The 16816-nt window shown below is 44.7% G+C and carries 15 protein-coding genes and 1 riboswitch; of the genes, 4 read left to right on the top strand and 11 right to left on the bottom strand.

Annotated elements, in window-relative coordinates:
- Window positions 1-75: 75 nt before the first annotated feature.
- The 4 genes from RBB45_RS16180 to ltaS all read right to left on the bottom strand — a co-directional run bounded on the left by RBB45_RS16180 (window position 76) and on the right by ltaS (window position 3818).
- Window positions 76-1038 carry an RNA polymerase sigma factor gene (locus RBB45_RS16180; RefSeq protein WP_306009951.1) on the bottom strand — a complete coding sequence of 321 codons (963 nt, stop codon included), beginning with the start codon at window positions 1036-1038 and terminating at the stop codon, window positions 76-78.
- Window positions 1039-1200: 162 nt separating this feature from the next.
- Window positions 1201-1398 (bottom strand): multidrug transporter, encoded by a 198-nt coding sequence (locus RBB45_RS16185; protein ID WP_306009952.1) that lies wholly within the window; start codon window positions 1396-1398, stop codon window positions 1201-1203.
- Window positions 1399-1480: 82 nt separating this feature from the next.
- The gene (locus tag RBB45_RS16190) at window positions 1481-1714 is read right to left on the bottom strand and encodes a hypothetical protein (protein WP_306009953.1); all 234 of its coding nucleotides are present in this window, start codon (window positions 1712-1714) and stop codon (window positions 1481-1483) included.
- Between the two features lie 133 nt (window positions 1715-1847).
- Window positions 1848-3818 carry a lipoteichoic acid synthase gene (gene ltaS / locus RBB45_RS16195; RefSeq protein WP_094767303.1) on the bottom strand — a complete coding sequence of 657 codons (1971 nt, stop codon included), beginning with the start codon at window positions 3816-3818 and terminating at the stop codon, window positions 1848-1850.
- Between the two features lie 369 nt (window positions 3819-4187).
- Here ltaS and RBB45_RS16200 point away from each other — a divergent pair, with 369 nt between their 5' ends.
- Entirely contained in the window at window positions 4188-4802 is a 615-nt protein-coding gene (locus tag RBB45_RS16200; protein WP_094767304.1) for a YczE/YyaS/YitT family protein, read from the top strand.
- A gap of 575 nt (window positions 4803-5377) precedes the next feature.
- Here the strand turns inward: RBB45_RS16200 and RBB45_RS16205 are convergent.
- The 4 genes from RBB45_RS16205 to RBB45_RS16220 form a co-directional block, all read right to left on the bottom strand.
- Complete coding sequence (locus RBB45_RS16205; protein ID WP_101547613.1) at window positions 5378-6343, bottom strand: ATP-grasp domain-containing protein; 966 nt, start codon at window positions 6341-6343, stop codon at window positions 5378-5380.
- Between the two features lie 14 nt (window positions 6344-6357).
- The gene (locus tag RBB45_RS16210) at window positions 6358-7404 is read right to left on the bottom strand and encodes an LLM class flavin-dependent oxidoreductase (RefSeq protein WP_009791620.1); all 1047 of its coding nucleotides are present in this window, start codon (window positions 7402-7404) and stop codon (window positions 6358-6360) included.
- Between the two features lie 80 nt (window positions 7405-7484).
- Window positions 7485-7591, bottom strand: a riboswitch (SAM riboswitch).
- A gap of 102 nt (window positions 7592-7693) precedes the next feature.
- Window positions 7694-9985: a helicase C-terminal domain-containing protein gene (locus tag RBB45_RS16215; RefSeq protein ID WP_101547612.1), complete on the bottom strand. Its 2292-nt coding sequence runs from the start codon at window positions 9983-9985 to the stop codon at window positions 7694-7696.
- A gap of 103 nt (window positions 9986-10088) precedes the next feature.
- Window positions 10089-10535 carry a C40 family peptidase gene (locus RBB45_RS16220; protein ID WP_009791082.1) on the bottom strand — a complete coding sequence of 149 codons (447 nt, stop codon included), beginning with the start codon at window positions 10533-10535 and terminating at the stop codon, window positions 10089-10091.
- Between the two features lie 215 nt (window positions 10536-10750).
- On the opposite strand from RBB45_RS16220, the gene RBB45_RS16225 reads away from it, so the two are divergent.
- Window positions 10751-10942, top strand: a complete 192-nt coding sequence (locus tag RBB45_RS16225) for a hypothetical protein (RefSeq protein ID WP_009791081.1) — start codon at window positions 10751-10753, stop codon at window positions 10940-10942.
- A gap of 47 nt (window positions 10943-10989) precedes the next feature.
- Here RBB45_RS16225 and RBB45_RS16230 read toward each other — a convergent pair whose 3' ends face one another.
- Entirely contained in the window at window positions 10990-12024 is a 1035-nt protein-coding gene (locus RBB45_RS16230) for a mechanosensitive ion channel family protein (protein ID WP_306009954.1), read from the bottom strand.
- 165 nt (window positions 12025-12189) lie between these two features.
- Between RBB45_RS16230 and RBB45_RS16235 the strand changes: the two genes are divergently transcribed.
- Window positions 12190-13275: an AI-2E family transporter gene (locus tag RBB45_RS16235; protein ID WP_101547611.1), complete on the top strand. Its 1086-nt coding sequence runs from the start codon at window positions 12190-12192 to the stop codon at window positions 13273-13275.
- A gap of 63 nt (window positions 13276-13338) precedes the next feature.
- On the opposite strand, the gene RBB45_RS16240 is transcribed toward RBB45_RS16235, so the two are convergent.
- Window positions 13339-14763: a PAS domain-containing sensor histidine kinase gene (locus RBB45_RS16240; RefSeq protein ID WP_306009955.1), complete on the bottom strand. Its 1425-nt coding sequence runs from the start codon at window positions 14761-14763 to the stop codon at window positions 13339-13341.
- A 156-nt stretch (window positions 14764-14919) separates the two neighbouring features.
- Here RBB45_RS16240 and RBB45_RS16245 point away from each other — a divergent pair, with 156 nt between their 5' ends.
- Window positions 14920-15969, top strand: coding sequence for a M42 family metallopeptidase (locus RBB45_RS16245; protein WP_224951828.1), 1050 nt, complete (start codon window positions 14920-14922; stop codon window positions 15967-15969).
- Window positions 15970-16004: 35 nt separating this feature from the next.
- Here RBB45_RS16245 and RBB45_RS16250 read toward each other — a convergent pair whose 3' ends face one another.
- Window positions 16005-16514: a M15 family metallopeptidase gene (locus RBB45_RS16250; protein WP_232217729.1), complete on the bottom strand. Its 510-nt coding sequence runs from the start codon at window positions 16512-16514 to the stop codon at window positions 16005-16007.
- Window positions 16515-16816: the final 302 nt, after the last annotated feature.

Consider the following 16816-nt stretch of genomic DNA (forward strand, 5'->3'; position numbering starts at 1 on the left):
GTCTTTTAAATAGAACCTGAACAACAGCTCTTCAAGATCTATAACGGGAAAAAGATGCCAAATTATACGCGGGATTTAAAAAATATGATAAAAATATTCAGCTCCCAGTTTCACATCCAGCTCTTTTGCAGCTGCATTCATTAAATCCCAGGAAAAGCAATAAAATTTCCAATACACTATTTTATCATTTTCCAGTTCCATAAAGTGAATGTTCTGCAGCAGCTTCTCTCCGGATTTAAGAGCAAACTCCAAAATGACCTGCCTGCCCCATAGCGTCGTGATGGCGGCTTCGGCCCCTTCCTGCCTGGATACCATCTCTGCCCAGTCTTTGAGCGAATTTCGTTCTGTTTCTCTTTTTCCAAATTCCACTCCAGCATGGGTAATATCTGTGAGAAGATTCTCGTCAAGAAGAGAAGCAATCATGGCCATGTCTTTTCTTCGGAAGCCTTCGAGCAGGGTGCTGATTGTTTTGTCAAGTGAGGCAGATATAGCTATCCCTTCCTGCAGTCTATGATTCTGCTCTCTTTCAGGGATATTCTTCAACACATCTCTTGCTCTCTGTACATTTGCATAGACAGCACCAGGCGAAAGACTGACGATATCTGCAGCCTCTTTTGCTGTAAAAAGAAAAACGTCTGTAAGCAGAAGGCAGACAAATTGCTTCAGACTCAGCTGGCGGGCCAGATAATCGAGGGCTGGGAGAATCTCAAGCTCCTTCTCGCTGCCGCTTTCCAGAATTTCTACAGGGTATGAATCTGTATAGGCAATCCGATTTCTTCTTTGCTGATCGATCCATGTATTAGTGGCGATTTTGAATAAGTAGGATTTTACATTCAGCTCTTGAAAGACCTTTGAGAGCATAGCCAGGGATTTCAGCAATGTATCCTGGACGAGGTCTTCTGCATCCCATGGAGAGCCCGTCAGTCTGTAGCAATATCTCCACAGTAAAGAGCGATAAGGTTCTATCTCCTGCTTGAATCTTTTTTCCAGGTCTTTGATTTCCGTGCTTATTGTGTGTAAACCTTGATTACCTTCCATGGAGACTCCTTTGTTAAAATGAAAAAATTCGTTTTTTTGCTTCTCACCTAACAACTTCGACGATTTTCGGCAATTTCCTTTAACAGACAGCAAAAAAGAGCCATTGTGGCTCTTTTTGATACTCAGAAAATTATAAGTATGGTTTTAAAATTTGTTTTACTTTTAAATGGGGCTGGTGTTTTCCGTTCCAGGCACTTCGCTTTCCGCGGGACGAAGCCTAAGCCTCCTTGCGCTGCGCTGCGGGGTCTCAACTCTTCCGCTATTTCCCGCAGGAGTCTGTGTGCCTTCCACTGCAAACACCAGGGCTTTTTTAATTATATGGCGATTTTGCAGCTGTATGAAGCTCACTTCTTCAAACATAGATAGCTGCTCATATCACTGTGGCTATTTAAAAATACATGATGCATTCTTAACCCGATTACAGCAGCTCTCTAATCTGCTGTTAGACATTATTAACAACCAAATACAGCCTTATCTCCCGTTCTTCCTTCTCGTCTTCAGAAGCCAGGTCATATTTCTTCAATAGATGAAATACGTCATTCAGGATTTCCTGTGTGTGTTCTTTTTGCAGGAATTCTTCCATCAGCGGCTGGAGCTGGCTGGGGAGATGTTCCTTTTGCTGTTCATATTTATTTTTAACATCTTCTGCTGAATGGTTCAGTTGGCATTCACTCATGTTTACCTCTCCTTCCTGTTATATAAAGTCTGTGGCTATTTAGATAGCTTCCCTATTTTAAGGGGATTTACACCTGCCTTGGAGTATCCTAACATGGAAAAAGCAGAAGCCGGGGCTTCTGCTTTTTGGTGTTTTATTTTTGAAGCCCTGTCATTGGGTTCGCTTCCTCGGCAGGCTCTTCTTTGATATATTTGTAATCCTTGCGGTTGATTGGTTCAAAGCCTTCTGGATTGTGGAATCTCAGCAGATCTTTGTACACGATATTGTCAGACATCAGCAGTTCTTTTTTCGCCTGTTCTGACAGCCTTACACAAGCACTGCCTTCCTCAAGCTCTTCACCGGTTTCCGTGGAGTAACATTTTTCATCAACAGAAGTGTATTCCGGGCTGATGAAGTCGCCGTTGCGGAAAGGAATAACTTCCCGGTGGGTTTCAGACAATAAATCTGAACCGATCTGCATATAGTCTTTTGTGCTGACGCCAAGAAGATGCATCAGGGTCGGCATTACATCCACCGCGCCACCGTATGTGTCCATCGCGCCGCCTTTTACCCCAGGTACGTGGATGAAAAGAGGGACTCTCTGCAGCTGGGCATATTCAAAGGAATCGATTTCCTTGCCTAGAACCTGCTCCATTGCAGGGTTGTGATTTTCAGAAATGCCATAATGGTCACCATACATGACGATCACTGTATTATCATACAGGCCGGATGCTTTAAGGTCGTTAAAGAACTGCTCAAGCGCCTGGTCCATATAATTGGCAGAAGTAAAGTAATGGTTAACAACACTGTCTTCTGTTTCTGCCGGCTGGAATTCTGTGTCCCCTTCATCCATTTTGAATGGGAAGTGGTTGGACAGAGTGATGAACTTTGTATAGAACGGCTGCTTCAGGCTTTCCAGCATCGGCATGGATTCTTTAAAGAAAGGCTTATCCTTCAGGCCATAGTTCTTGGTGTTCTCATCTGTCATGTTGTAATATTCGGCATCAAAGAAATGGTCATAGCCGAAGGATTTGTAAATTTCATTCCGGTTCCAGAACGTTTTATAATTCCCGTGAAAAGAGGCCGACGTATAGCCGCGCGTCTTCAGTATCGCAGGTGCTGCCTGGTAGGTGTTCTGGGCCTTGTTGACAAAAACAGCCCCCTGGGACATCGGATACAGTGAATTCTCCATCATGAACTCGGCATCGGATGTTTTACCTTGCCCTGTCTGGTGGAAATAGTTCTTAAAGTAAAAAGTCTGTCCATTATGAGCCAGGGAATTCAGGAACGGTGTTACTTCCTGGCCGTCCAGCTTATAGTCGATCAGGAATGTCTGGAAAGATTCCAGTGAAACATAGATCACATTCATGCCTTTTGCTTTTCCGAAATAATCAGGATTCGGTTCTGCATAATTGGCTTTCACATAGTTTTCAACCTCTGTGATATCACTGCTGTCTGCCATGGCGCGCTGACTGGCAGATCTGGCATTTTGAATAATGTCATAAACCGTGAAATTATAGGCGCCCAGATACTTGACCAGATAATTGCGGTCAAATGAGCGTGTCAGGAGTTCAGGACGGTCTTTTTCAGCAAGCCCAAGATTAATGAAGAATGTGATGACAGCAGCAGCAATCACCAGGCTTGCCGTCATTCTCTTCCGTGTATGCTTCGCCGGTCTGTACCATTTGACTGCTGCCAGCACAACCAAAAGGATCGTGTCGGCAAAGTACAGGATATCAAACGGTGACATCAGCGAAAGTGCACTGTCTCCAAGCTGTCCGGCATTTGTTTTTGTCTGCATAAGGACAGGTACTGTAATAAAGTCATTGAAGAAACGGTAGTACACCACATTGGCGTACAGCAGGAAAGACAGCAGAAACTGAACAGCAATCAGTACGCCTGACTGTATCTTTCCTTTAAAAAATAGTGCGATCCCCAAGAATAGAAGGGATGAGCTCAGCGGGTTCAGGAAAAGCAAAAATTCCTGCATGCTGTTGTCGATTCCTAAATTGAATTCAATCTGGTATGCAGCATATGTTTTCAGCCACAGCAAAACAACTGCCAGGAAAAAAACGCTCATGCTGTTTTTAAATAGCTCCTTAGGCGATTTTAAGATCGATTTCATCCTTTTACACCTCTTAATTTGTAAAGTTATTGCAAGAGCACAAATTCCTATTTCATACTTCCTGCCAAAACTAGAAAAACTTAGCAGCCGCTAAGTTCGGAAAAACGTTATACTCCAAACCCACGGGCTCAGAACCTAGTTTTTGTAAAAGATTCGTTAATTAATAGTGAACGAATGTTAAATACTATACCATATTTTAACCCACTTGAAAACATTCATCAAATTTGAAGCAAAGTTTATGTTGGGAAAAAATTAATCTTTTCATAAGGCAAATGGTGATGATACAATGTATCTTCCGCATGAATCCGCTTTCTCTCATGCGGCTAAAACAGGAAAATAAGGTGTAACAGCCTGATAAAGGAGAACAACATGAAGGAAAGAATTTTATTTTTTGCAGCAGGGCTGCTTGTCCTCACGTTAGGTGTGGCGCTTATTATCAAATCTGCCCTCGGCGCCTCTGCTTGGGATGCACTGGCAGTTGGCGAGTCCCATCTTTTCGGGCTGACCGTAGGGACTTGTGTATTCATAAATGGAATTGCTCTGATCATCATCAACTCTATATTATTGAAGAAAAAGCCGGAAATCCTGGCGGCAGGAACCATTCTGGTCATTGGTGCTTTGATTGATTTCTGGCTGCTGGCAGTATTCAAGGACTTTTCTCCAAGCATGCTGCTCACCCAGTCCTGTACTTTGCTCTCAGGCATATTGACAATGGGTCTGGGGATCGCCGTCTACCTTCAGGCAAAATTCCCTCCAAGCCCGATGGATACCTTGATGGTCGCCGTTCACACCAGGTTTGGCCTTTCTTTAAGGACTTCCCGTATAGCCAGTGAAGGATTTGCCCTTATTCTGGCGTTTCTTTTCCAGGGAGCGATCGGCCCTGGAACCATCCTGGTCACACTGACACTCGGCCTAGTGGTGCAGTATTTCCATCCTAAGCTGGAAATTATAATGGCAAATGGGTTGAAGAAAGCTGTTGTATAAAATATTTCGGGTTCTGTCAGTATAAAGTCCGAATTGGCAGTACTTGCAGCAGACTCTTTAGCAGTGAAATTAGCACACAAAAAGCTCGGAGCTATAATGCTCTGAGCTTTTTTTATAGAGATTGCACTTTGTTGAAGATAAGCAACCGTATGTTCAATTAACGATTTTGTTGTGAGGCAGGAATACCAGCTAAAAGAGCAATTTTTCCCCACCCCACCCTACTAAAAGAGCTGGCCTTCCAGGGACAGGATGAGGTTCAGCGCGGTTTGACAAATTAGCGGAGAAATTCCCGTTAATTTCAAAAGAGCTCTAAAAACAGCTTAAATAGAGGGAGAAATTCCGGCTATCGACCCGAAAAAAAGGAAAATTCACCATTTTGCTTCGCTTAACCGGAAAATCTCCGCTTATTTATACCCTTTCGAGCCCTATTATCAATTTAACCGGAAAATCTCCGCTTATTAATTTTTTGTTGGCAACCCACTCCATTCCTTCACTATCCTGCTCCTTCCATCCGGAATTGAAGTCACACTATCAAAAAAGGCCGCTCCCAAATGAGCGGCCTTCTTCTATTATTATCACACTCTGCTGTATTCCCTAACCTTAGCCTGTTCTTTTTCAAGCTCGGCACCGAGGAATTTGGCGGCTTCAAGCATGCCGTATTTGCCTGCTTTTGCCTCTGCGTCAGAATTATAATTTGTGTTTGTGTTGACATCATACGTATAAATATCCCCATTGGCATTTTTAATAAATTCAATGCCGGCGATTTGAATGCCGTTATTCCTGAGGAAGGTTTCGTATTTTTCAATGATCGGGTCGTTGAAGCCTTCAATGATCTTAAACTTTGGCTTTTCTTCCACCTCTTCGCCAACAGGACAGAACAGATCCCCGATTTGGCAGGCATCGGCCGGGCAAAGCTCAAAGCCTTCTGATGTATCCACCTGGACGGCATAGACGAATTTTCCGCCCACGAATTCGCATCTGGTAATATATGATTCTGGCGACTCAATATATTCCTGGATCAGAGTGATGCCATCGACAGGCTCTTCAAAATTCGGCCCTTCGACATATTCCCTCAATGCGTCCAGAGAATGGAACAGCTGGACGCCGAGCCCTTTGCCTGCGCGGTTATGCTTCGTGATGAACGGAGCGCTGTCGAGCTTTACAGCTGCTTCAAGAATTTGATTTTTTCCGACAGCTGCTATTGTTTTCGGAGTGGCGATTCCTGCAGCATTCAGCGCTGTATATTGATTGACTTTGCTGACCTCCAGCCTTAAAGCGCGGCTTCCGTTGAAAACGGTGCGGCCATGCTGCTCAAGCCATGACAGGACAGATTCCGTCAGCTCCGGTGCAAAGCGGTTCCCCCTTGTGTGGGAAGATGCGCTCATCCTGCTGTAGAAAATCCCCTCCGGAGGTGCACTGGTCAGGTCAACAATCCCTTCATTCAAAAACCATTCCTCATAAGGAAGACCCAGCTCTTCCAGCCTTTTTGTCAAATGGGCAGTCCATTCGCTGTTTTCGTGTATGATGTGTATTTTGCTCATATGTTCTCCCTCTTTTACTTTAAGATTTTCCTTTTGGCTTCAACCAGCGGCATGACTTTTTCCGAAAATCTCTGCATTTCCTCCAGCTGTGGAGAGAACTGAAGCAGAAGCAGATCGACGCCGGCTTCTTCATAAGCAATAATCTGTTCAGCAATCTGTTCAGGGGTTCCGATCAGATTTGGCCTGAGGCCCCGGTTGGAAACGGAATAATCGTACAGCTTTACCTGCTGCTCAAGCTGCGATTTGCCTACAAAATCTTTGTAGCCTGCATAGCCGCTTGATTCTTTTACATTGGTGATGCGGGCAAGCTCTTCCTGCGCCTCTTCTTCTGTGTCGCGGCAGACAATGTAGGCTGCCATGCCAAAAGACTTAAATGGCTCATTCCCGCTTTCCTGCCTGCGTGCTCTCATGTCATCAATTTTAGTTTTTACTTCTTCAACTGTCCCGCCGTGCATCACATAGGCATCGCAGTGATTAACAATTGCTTCCTTGCCGCGGGGGCTTTCTCCGCCTGCATAAAGGATCGGATTCGGCCTTTGCACCGGCTTAGGGGACAAATGGGCGTTTTTAATAGAATAATAGCTGCCGTCAAAATTAAAGGTTTCTTCTTCCCATAAACCCTTCATGACCTTGACGAATTCTTCTGTCCGGTCATAGCGCTCATCATGTTCAGTAAAGATGCCGGCATACTGGCGCGCCTCTTCCTCCCACCATGCGGATACAACATTCAGGGTAAAACGGCCATTGCTGATATGGTCGATATTGCTTGCCATTTTTGCCGTCACCGCAGGATTATGGAAGCCTGGGCGGACAGCCGTCATAATTTCTATTTTCTCAGTCACCGCAGCAAGAGCGGCCGCAGTTGACCATGCTTCAAGTGAATCCTGCTCCGGGCCTTTTATATCATTCAAGTAAAGTTCTGCTATTAATGTGGTATCATATCCCCACTTCTCTGCTGCCTGGATGACTTCTTTCGCATAGCTGAAGGTCGGGGGCATCTTCTCGTCTTCTACATTGCGCAGCCAGCCGCCAAAGATCGGCAGCCAAAATCCGTATTTCATCTGTCTCTTCTCCTCTCACTTGCACCTTGTTGTCAGCAATAAAAAAAACTTCTCCGATAAGAAGAAGTTTGTATGCCTCTATCTTATCTGCCAAAGCATTGCGCTTTGCTGGATTTAGCACCATTCTGACTAAGTCAGCGGCTGCCGGGTATCACAGGGCCAGTCCCTCCACCACTCTCGATAAGAAATATTCAATTGATTTCATAGTAATCCTACAACAAAGGTCGGCTTTCTGTCAACTGACTAGTCTAACTATTTTTAAAAATGTTTTTTTTCCTGCAAGCCTTTTTTATCGTGTGAGCCTTTTTAGCGGAAACCATTCTGCAGGGAGCAGTTGTTCATATCTTTTTTGAAGGAAGCGGTCATCAATCAGCAGGATGGTTCCTGTGTCTTCCTCTGAACGGATGAGGCGCCCGCCAGCCTGGGCTGCTTTATTGGCTCCCGGAAAAGTATACGCATAATCATAGCCGTTTTTTCCTTCAGCCTGAAAATAATCTTTAATCAGATTACGCTCAAGACTCAGCTGTGGAAGCCCCACACCAACAATAATGACACCGCCGAGCCGGGTTCCCTTCAAGTTGATCCCTTCTGAAAAAATTCCGCCCAGCACAGCGAACCCAAGAAGGCTTTCTTCAGGTTCCTCCTTAAAGGAAGACAAAAATTCTTCTTTTTCTCCCTCTGCCATCCCCTGTTCCTGTACCATCATCCTGATAGTGCTGGATTCTTTCATTTGTTCATGGATTTCCCTCATATATTGGTAAGACGGAAAAAAGATTAAGTAATTCCCGGGCCGTTCAGCTGCCAGCTTTTCTACCGATCGGATCAAAGCTTCACCTGTCGCGCTTCTGTCCTTATATCTAGTTGAAAGCGGCAAAGCAAGAACTTCTGCATTTTCTTTCGGGAACGGGGAAGGCAATGACAGGGAATAATGATCCTCATTCCAGCCCAGCATGTTCTTGAAATAATCGAATGGCTGGAAGGTAGCCGAAAAAAAGAGTTTGCTGCGGAAGCCCTTGCCCATTTTCTGGACAAGATAGGATGGATCTAAACAAAACAGCTTGAGTACTACATCCTTTCCGGACTTTTCTGTATAAATGACAAATCGCTCATCTGCCAGCCTTGATATCCTCAGGAAAGCCTGTACAGAAAAATAAGTATCAAGCAGCAGTTCCTGGCCCTCATCTCCCCTGCCGCTGATCAGCTCCTTTTCTGAGCAATGAGCAAAGTCCTCAAGATGCTCCAGCAGATTTTCCGGCAGCTCTTCGTGAATGCGATAGCTTTCCTCCTTTAATTCTCTATTGAAAGAGATAAAAACATCATTCATCTTTTTAGCTGCTGCAGAAAGCTGCGGGGCCGTGTTTTTATAAGCCCTTTTCAGCTGAAGGAAATTCTGCTTCCCCAGATCCGCCGAAAACATATCCCTCGCCCGGTCCACCAGATTATGCGCCTCATCGATCAGAAGAGCTGTCTTTTTCTTGCCTTCTGTATGAAGCCTTTTCAGGGACACCCGGGGATCAAAGATATAATTGTAATCGCATATGACTGCGTCTGCGGCATATGCAAGTTCCAGGGAAAATTCAAACGGGCAGACTGTGTGCTTCATGGCATATTTTTCAATAACACTCCGGTCAATGATGGATTCATGAGAGAGGATATCAAGGACTGCTTCATTGAGGCGGTCATAAAACCCGTCAGCGAACGGACAATGCTCTTTCTGGCAGACCGTCTGCTCCTGAAAGCATATTTTGTCCTTGGCCGTTATTGTTACCGTGTGCATATGGAGGCCTTTTTGCTGCATCAATGAAAAAGCTTCTTCGGCTGCCTGCCTTGTGATAGTTTTGGCTGTAAGATAGACCATCCTTGACAGCAGCCCCTCTCCCATCGCCTTGATGGCGGGAAAAGCAGTTGAAATGGTCTTTCCTGTCCCGGTCGGCGCCTGGGCAAACAAGTCCTTTTCATCCAGAATTGATTTGTACACAGCTTTTGCAAGCCTTCGCTGTCCCTTCCTGTATTCCGGAAAGGGAAAAGGCAGGGCTTTAATGCTGGTATCCCTTTTTTCCCTATGATGGAGCATGAGCCGTGCGTAAGGATAAAAGTCAGCAATCAGCCCCTTCACATAACCTTCGAGGAAGGATAAAGTCTCCACCTTCCTGAAGCGCTTTTCTTCTTCAGTGTGGATCTGCAAGTAGGTAAGCTGAACGGTGATTCTCTCAAGCCCGCGCTCTTTTGCAAGCATAAAAGCATAGCATCTTGCCTGAGCCCAATGCACAGGATGGGTATCTTCATCGAAAGCTGACAAATCCTTTGCCGTCGACTTGATTTCATCTACAACCAGTTCCCCATCCTCCTGAATAATCCCGTCACATCGCCCCTCAAGAAGGAACTCAATCTCCTCATGCTGAAGTGCTTCCTTCAAGAAAACCTCATATTCATCTTCTTCCTTATAAGTACTCTGAATTTTCTTGTGCGCTTTCGTTCCTTCAGCCATCGAGGAAGCTGCTGCAAACCCGGACTCAATGCTTCCGGAACGATAGACATATTCCGCCAGGCTTCTGGCAGAAATTCTCCAGCTTTTAGTCATCACAAGGTCTCCTTGCCATCTATGATAGTACCATTATAGCACATATGTTCCCGGATTCAGGCAAACAAAAAGGGCGGGATTGTCCCGCCCTTGGTTATCATAATTAAATTCGTTTAGCTCCATAATAGGCTTTGCTCCAATAAGGATTGGACATAGAATCAATCTTAACGCCCTTAGAGCTTGACGCATGGATGAATTTGTTGCCTCCAAGGTAAAGGCCGACATGTGATGGACCTTTTTTATAGGTGCTGAAAAAAACGACGTCCCCTTTTTTCAGGCTTTTCTTTTGTACGGCTTGTCCCGTTTTATAAAGCTGCCCGGTAGTTCTGGGAATCTTTTTTCCGGCTTTGCTGTAGGTGAATCCGACAAGGCCGGAACAGTCGAAGCCCTTAGGCGAAGTGCCGCCCCATTTATAAGGAACTCCTATGTATTTTTGGGCCACTGCAGCCGCAGAAGAACCATAGGAAGCCGCTTCTGTATTTTCTCCCCCAAACAATCCGGCAAAAAGCAGGCTAGTGCAAAGAAAAACGCTTGTGATCAGCTTCTTCATGTTGTCCCCCAAGTAATTTTCTCTCTCTGTTTTGTGATGAACTTAGTTTCTCACATGCTTCCTGAAAAATAATTTACAAAAACATGTTTGTTATGTAACAAAAGGATTACAAATATTGACGTTTTTCGACCAATAAAATTATAGTAAGCGATTACAAAGTACCCAATCCTCCAATTTAGTAGATACATATACTGTAAATAAAGGAGGTGTTCTTAGTGCAGCAGCTTCCCCTTCTATATCTTGCCTGCATCCTTGCAGGGTATGCACTGATTCAAACAGCCGGACTGGCTTTTGTGACAGGGGGCTTTGCCGCATTTATTACCGCTGTTGGTGTAACAGCCATGATAATATTTGCAGCTGCCCTGCTTTTCCTCGGCTTGAAGGCTTTATTGGGCCGCAAGCTTTAGTTTTGATTACTTGCAAAAAACAGAGGCCAGGTGCCCTGGCCTCTGTTTTACATACCTGCCTCTTTCTCTGCAGCAGGAAAGGAGGCAAGGCTGATATCATGTTCATAAAAGATGCCGGCTATAGCATGGCGCAGGAGGCTTTCATATTTTTGCTTAGTATCGAAATTTTTGACCGGGACCTCGATTAAAAACAGCATCGTATCATACTTAAAGTCAACCAGCCTGATTTCAGCAAGGTTTACTTTTAAATACGCTGAAAAATGATCAGCTTCCTGAAGGACCGCCTCTTTCAGCAAGTTTTCAATTCTGCCTGTATCTTCTCCGAATTTTATATTGACCTCCACAGAAGCAAGCATTTCCGATCCAGTCCGGTTTTTGATGATCTGTTCAATAAAATGCTGGTTTGGAACGATCAGCGTTCCCTCTTTCGCAGTTCTTACTATCGTGGAACGAAGCCGTATGCTTTCAATGGTTCCGATTTTATTATTGATCTCAATCAGTTCCCCTACTTCCACAGGCCGTTCAAACAGGATGATGATGCCTGAAATGAAGTTGCCGGCAATATTCCTCATCCCAAAGCCGATTCCGATCCCCAGCACCCCGAGAGCCGCTCCTGCCGCAGTAAGGTCAAGACCGACCGTTGTCAGGCTGACGGCAACCGCCGCTATCATGATCGCATAATAGATGAAGCGGTTGAATGTATATCTCAGCCCCCTGTCGACATGATAATGTTCATAGACAGAAGACAGAATCTGCAGCGTAAGAACCCTGACAAACTTATTCGCCAGAGAAACAATAAGGAAGGCCGTAAATATCAGCCGCAGTGAGACTTTAACGTCCCCTGCCTGATAGAGCGTATAATTCAGCCAGTCCTGCGTTGAAAAAAAGTTCAGGAACAGTATCAGGGAAGCGTAAAAGGCCGCCCAATTGAGGACCGAGAGCATGCCTTCTTTTGCTTCCGGCTGGGCCCATCGCCTTCTTGCAGCAAAAAATTGCAGGATGAACTTTAGAAGCCAAATAGCCGCAAACCAGGAGAAAAACTGAATATATTCTTCTCTTGTTAATTCTTTAAAAAAGTCCATTGCCGTTCACCTTTACTTCTTTTATTTCTCTTTGTATTCCTTATAGGGCCGCTTTCTAAACAGGGATAATTTTAAAAGCCGATAAAAGAAGGGGTTTCGGTCCCGGCGGCAAGGGAAAAAAGGAAGGATACTATCAATTGAATTCAGGGATTCCAGGGGGATAATATGTGGATTAAAAAGCCGTTTTTTATGTATATAACAGGAGCCATACTCGTGCTGGTTGTTATTTTTCTATTGGGTAAGATCGATTGGTTCATCTGGCCATTCCGGAAGCTTGTGGCGACCATTTTCTTCCCCATCCTGATATCGGGTCTTCTTTATTATATCCTCAGGCCAGTCATCCGCTGGCTGAGCGGCTATATGCCGAAGACCGCTTCCATCCTTATTGTATTCGGTACGCTGATTGGCATTGGAACCGGAATTTTTTATTTCGGCGGAAGCCTGATAGCAGAACAGATCACCCAAATATCAGACTCTTTCCCTGACAAAATGGAGGATCTTACATCAGAGACAAAGGAAATGGTGGATGAGAATGACTTTGGCTTCCTTTCCTATGAGGAGATCGAGCAGAAGGTCCTTTCCTATTCGCAATCATTCATTAATACAGTCGGCAGCAACCTTACCGGGATCATTTCAGCCATAACCAGCATCGCAACCGTCCTGGTAGTTGTTCCCTTCATTCTTTTCTATTTTTCAAAAGATGACGAAAAACTCCGGCCGAAACTGCTGAAATGGATACCGGATGAGCATAAAATAGAAGGCAACCGGATTTTGCTGGACATCGACAAAACCTTATCAACTTATATTATCGGCCAGTTTATCATAGCTTTTGCCGATGGTGTCCTGATGTATATCGGTTATCTGATCATCGGCCTGGATTATGCTTTAGTGCTGGCATTGTTCGCCACGTTCCTGACAGTCGTCCCTTTTCTCGGACCGCTTCTAGGCATCATTCCTGCCATTTTTGTCGGTTTGATGCAGGAACCTTTCATGGTGATTAAAATCCTGATTGTCCTTGTTGCGGTCCAGCAGCTGGAGGGGAATCTCATAACACCGCAGGTAATGGGAAAAAGACTGAACATCCATCCGCTGACAGTCATCCTTGTCCTGCTGGTGGCAGGTTCCCTTTATGGCTTCATCGGCATTCTGGTGGCCATTCCATTTTATTCTGTTGTTAAGGTGATTGTGAGGGATTTCTGGAAGTTCTACAGGCTCCGCCACCTGGCAGGCTCAATTGGAAACAAAGAATGATAGATAGAACAAGAACCGCCTGGAGACGCAGCCAGGCGGTTCTTGTTCTTTTTCGAGGTTTTTTCACATACCGTGGACCGGAAAATATACTCTTACCGTAGTCCCTTTGCCCTCATCGCTTTCGACTTTCACCCTCCCATGATGATCGTCAGCGATTTTGTAGCTTGTCATCAGGCCAAGGCCGGTTCCTTTCTCCTTTGTTGAATAAAAAGGCTCTCCCAGGTTTGCAAGCCTTTCTGCCGGGATGCCGCATCCGCTGTCCTTGATGATGGCGCATAACTCCCCATCCGCCTTTACCGTGCTAATGATGCTGCTCCCTTTTTCTTCGATGGCATCAAGCGCATTTTGAATGATATTGATAAAAAGCTGCTTTAATGAATTAGGATCTCCAAGCAGTGGATACGGTCCATTTCCTGGCTCGAATGTGAGTTCTTTATTGTTCATGAGCGCCTGCGGCATCATCAGGTCAACAACATGCCTGATGACATCATTTAAATCAAGAACTTCGACCTTTGTGCTGTGGGGCTTTGCAAGAGCCAGAAATTCAGTGATGATATTGTCTATTCTGTTGATTTCATTGATGATGATGGAAGAAAAAGCAGGATTGAAGCTCCGGCCATCTGAAAACAGCTGCATGAATCCCTTGATAGGCGTCAGCGGATTCCTGATTTCATGTGCAACTGCAGCAGCCATCTGGCCTACAACAGCCAGCTTTTCTGACCTTCTCAGCAGTTCATTGGTCTCAATCCTTTGCTGAATGTCCCGGGAAACGGATAAAATCTGAGCGCCGCTTTCAAATGTATATTCATCTATTCCTTTAACATGGGATTCCATCCAGATGTAGCTCCCATCCTTCTTTTTTACACGATGAGTGATCAATAACGGCTCTCCGATTCTCAGCATAAGCTGATATCTTCTGCGGACTTCTTCGATATCATCAGGATGAATGAGCTTAAAGGCATTCAGCTCCAGCATCTCGTCAGGCTCATACCCCAAGATCCGGTTCACTGATGGTGAAGCATATAAATACGTAGCGTCATATTTGTGCAGGATAATCAAATCAGAGATATTGTCTGCCAGAAGCCGGTAATTCTGCTCGCTTTCTTCTCTTTTACTTTCCAATCGCTTTTGTTCGGTAATATCCACGATCTGGCCGAACATATATTGATCATCGGCACTTTCTCCCTTAACAAGGGATAGATTGAGCTGCCCTGTCTTATGTGAGCCATCCTTGCAAATGTAACGCTTTTCCAGCTCATATTCTGTCCGTTTTCCGTCCAGGATTTCATTGAGCAGCTCCAAATCTTTTTTATAATCATCCGGGTGGCTTATGTCCTCAATTGTAAGGCCTGCCCACTCTTCCATTGAATAGCCGAGAAATTTGCAGAATGCCTCATTTACAATCACTTGGTCTATATGGCCGATCACTACAGTCTGCGGGATCCTGGATTGATAAAACAGCTGCATAAACATGTTAGAATTCTTCATATTGCCTCCGATAAACCTCTAAGCGTTACTCTCATCTTACTAAATATTAACCTTTTCACTCAATCATAATCTGGAAAACCTGAATATCATCAGATTTAACAAAAGTTTTTTTCCTAGTATAATGGAAAGGAATCCAATCATATTAGGAGTGATCTTTTGACTAACAGCAATGTAAAGCAAACGGCAGACCTGATCAGGGAACTCGTTTCCATACCCAGTCCATCCGGGAATACCAGCGAAGTAATTTCCTTTGTCCAGAACTATCTTGAACAGCTTGGCGTACATACATACCAGAACAGGAAAGGCGGCCTGATCGCCACACTTCCAGGAAAAAATGAAAAGCAGCACCGGATGCTTACGGCTCATGTTGACACATTAGGGGCGATTGTAAAGGAAATCAAACCAAATGGCAGGCTTAAAATCGATTTGATCGGCGGATTTACATACAACTCGATTGAAGGCGAATACTGCGAGATTGAAACGGCAGAAGGAAATAAATATACCGGCACAATCCTCATGAAGCAAACCTCTGTACATGTGTATAAGGATGCTGCGAAAGCTGAAAGAAATCAGCAGAACATGGAAGTGCGCATAGACGAAAAGGTTCACAGCAAAGAGGATGTACTTGCTCTTGGCATTGAAGTGGGAGATTTTGTATCTTTTGATCCGCGTGTCCAGGAAACAGAATCCGGATATATCAAATCGCGCCACCTGGATGATAAAGCCAGCGTCGCGATCCTGCTTCAGCTGATCAAGACTTTAAAAGAAAAGAATATCGAGCTGCCTTACACGACCCACTTCCTGATTTCGAACAACGAGGAAATCGGCTATGGCGGAAACTCCAATATTACACCGGAGACTGTTGAATACCTGGCTGTCGATATGGGCGCGATGGGTGAAGGCCAGTCAACAGATGAATATACGGTGTCCATCTGTGTGAAAGATGCAAGCGGTCCGTATCATTATGGATTGAGGAAGAATCTTGTTAAGATTGCAAAGGACAATCATATCGATTACAAGCTTGACATCTACCCTTATTATGGGTCTGATGCTTCTGCTGCCATCCGTTCAGGTCATGATATTATTCACGGACTGATCGGTCCGGGGATCGACTCCTCGCATGCCTATGAGAGGACCCACATGGAATCCCTGGACAACACAGCAAGACTGCTGTTCCATTATGTACAATCTGAGCTTGTCAACTAATGCAAAAGAGGATGCGTTTCGGCGCATCCTCCTTTTTATTCCTCCTCAGGAGGCCTCTTCCCTCTCTGAAGCTCCCATATGCTCAGCCCGAAATCATATTGCAGATGAGGGTAATCTTTGAAGCTGCGCCAATCGCCGCCCCATTCAAATCCGAGACCCTTTGCGATCTCGACGACCTCATCCCAGTCAGCACGGGAATTGCCGTTGCCGTCATAATTCATATCCCATATGACAGCTCCGTTTAAGGAAAGAAGGGCAAAATCAATGGCGAGGCCGAAATTATGGTATGACTCCCCGCCTTTGGCATTTGTCACGATTTCTCCTTCTGCCGTCCTGCCTTTTGCGTATAATTCATTCTGCTCTTCAATGCTGCGGAAATCCTGTGTAATGACAATATTGATCCCTTTATCCGCCGCCAGGCTGATCAGTTCATCCTTTTTGGCACTTACCACCGGATGAAGCTGGACCGGCAGGGGCGCATCCTCATCAAAGCCATTATCCATATCAATATGAAAATCAATTTCCGGAAATTGCTCTGCCTTCATGAGAAAAAGCAGATAAATCATCCCGGCAATCAATATAAAAATCCAGAAGCCTGATCTTTTAACCGGCACTTTGTCAGTCCTTTCTATATATAAGGCTGTGTTAAACAATGCTGTTGAATAAAGCCGTATACAAATAAATATAAAAAAAGATGCGGGGCATCATCTGGAAATATGCCTTACATCTTGTTTCTTATTATACTAGGAAATTGTTTATTCAGTCTAGAATGAAGCTGCTTAGCGTGCTGGCTGTAAAATTTCAGGTAAATAAAATGGCGTTTCTGATTAAAAGGGATATATGAAGG

Origin of the sequence: Bacillus sp. MMSF_3328, from assembly GCF_030733525.1 — a bacterium.
In the GTDB taxonomy this organism is placed as follows: Bacteria; Bacillota; Bacilli; order Bacillales; family Cytobacillaceae; genus Bacillus_AB; species Bacillus_AB infantis.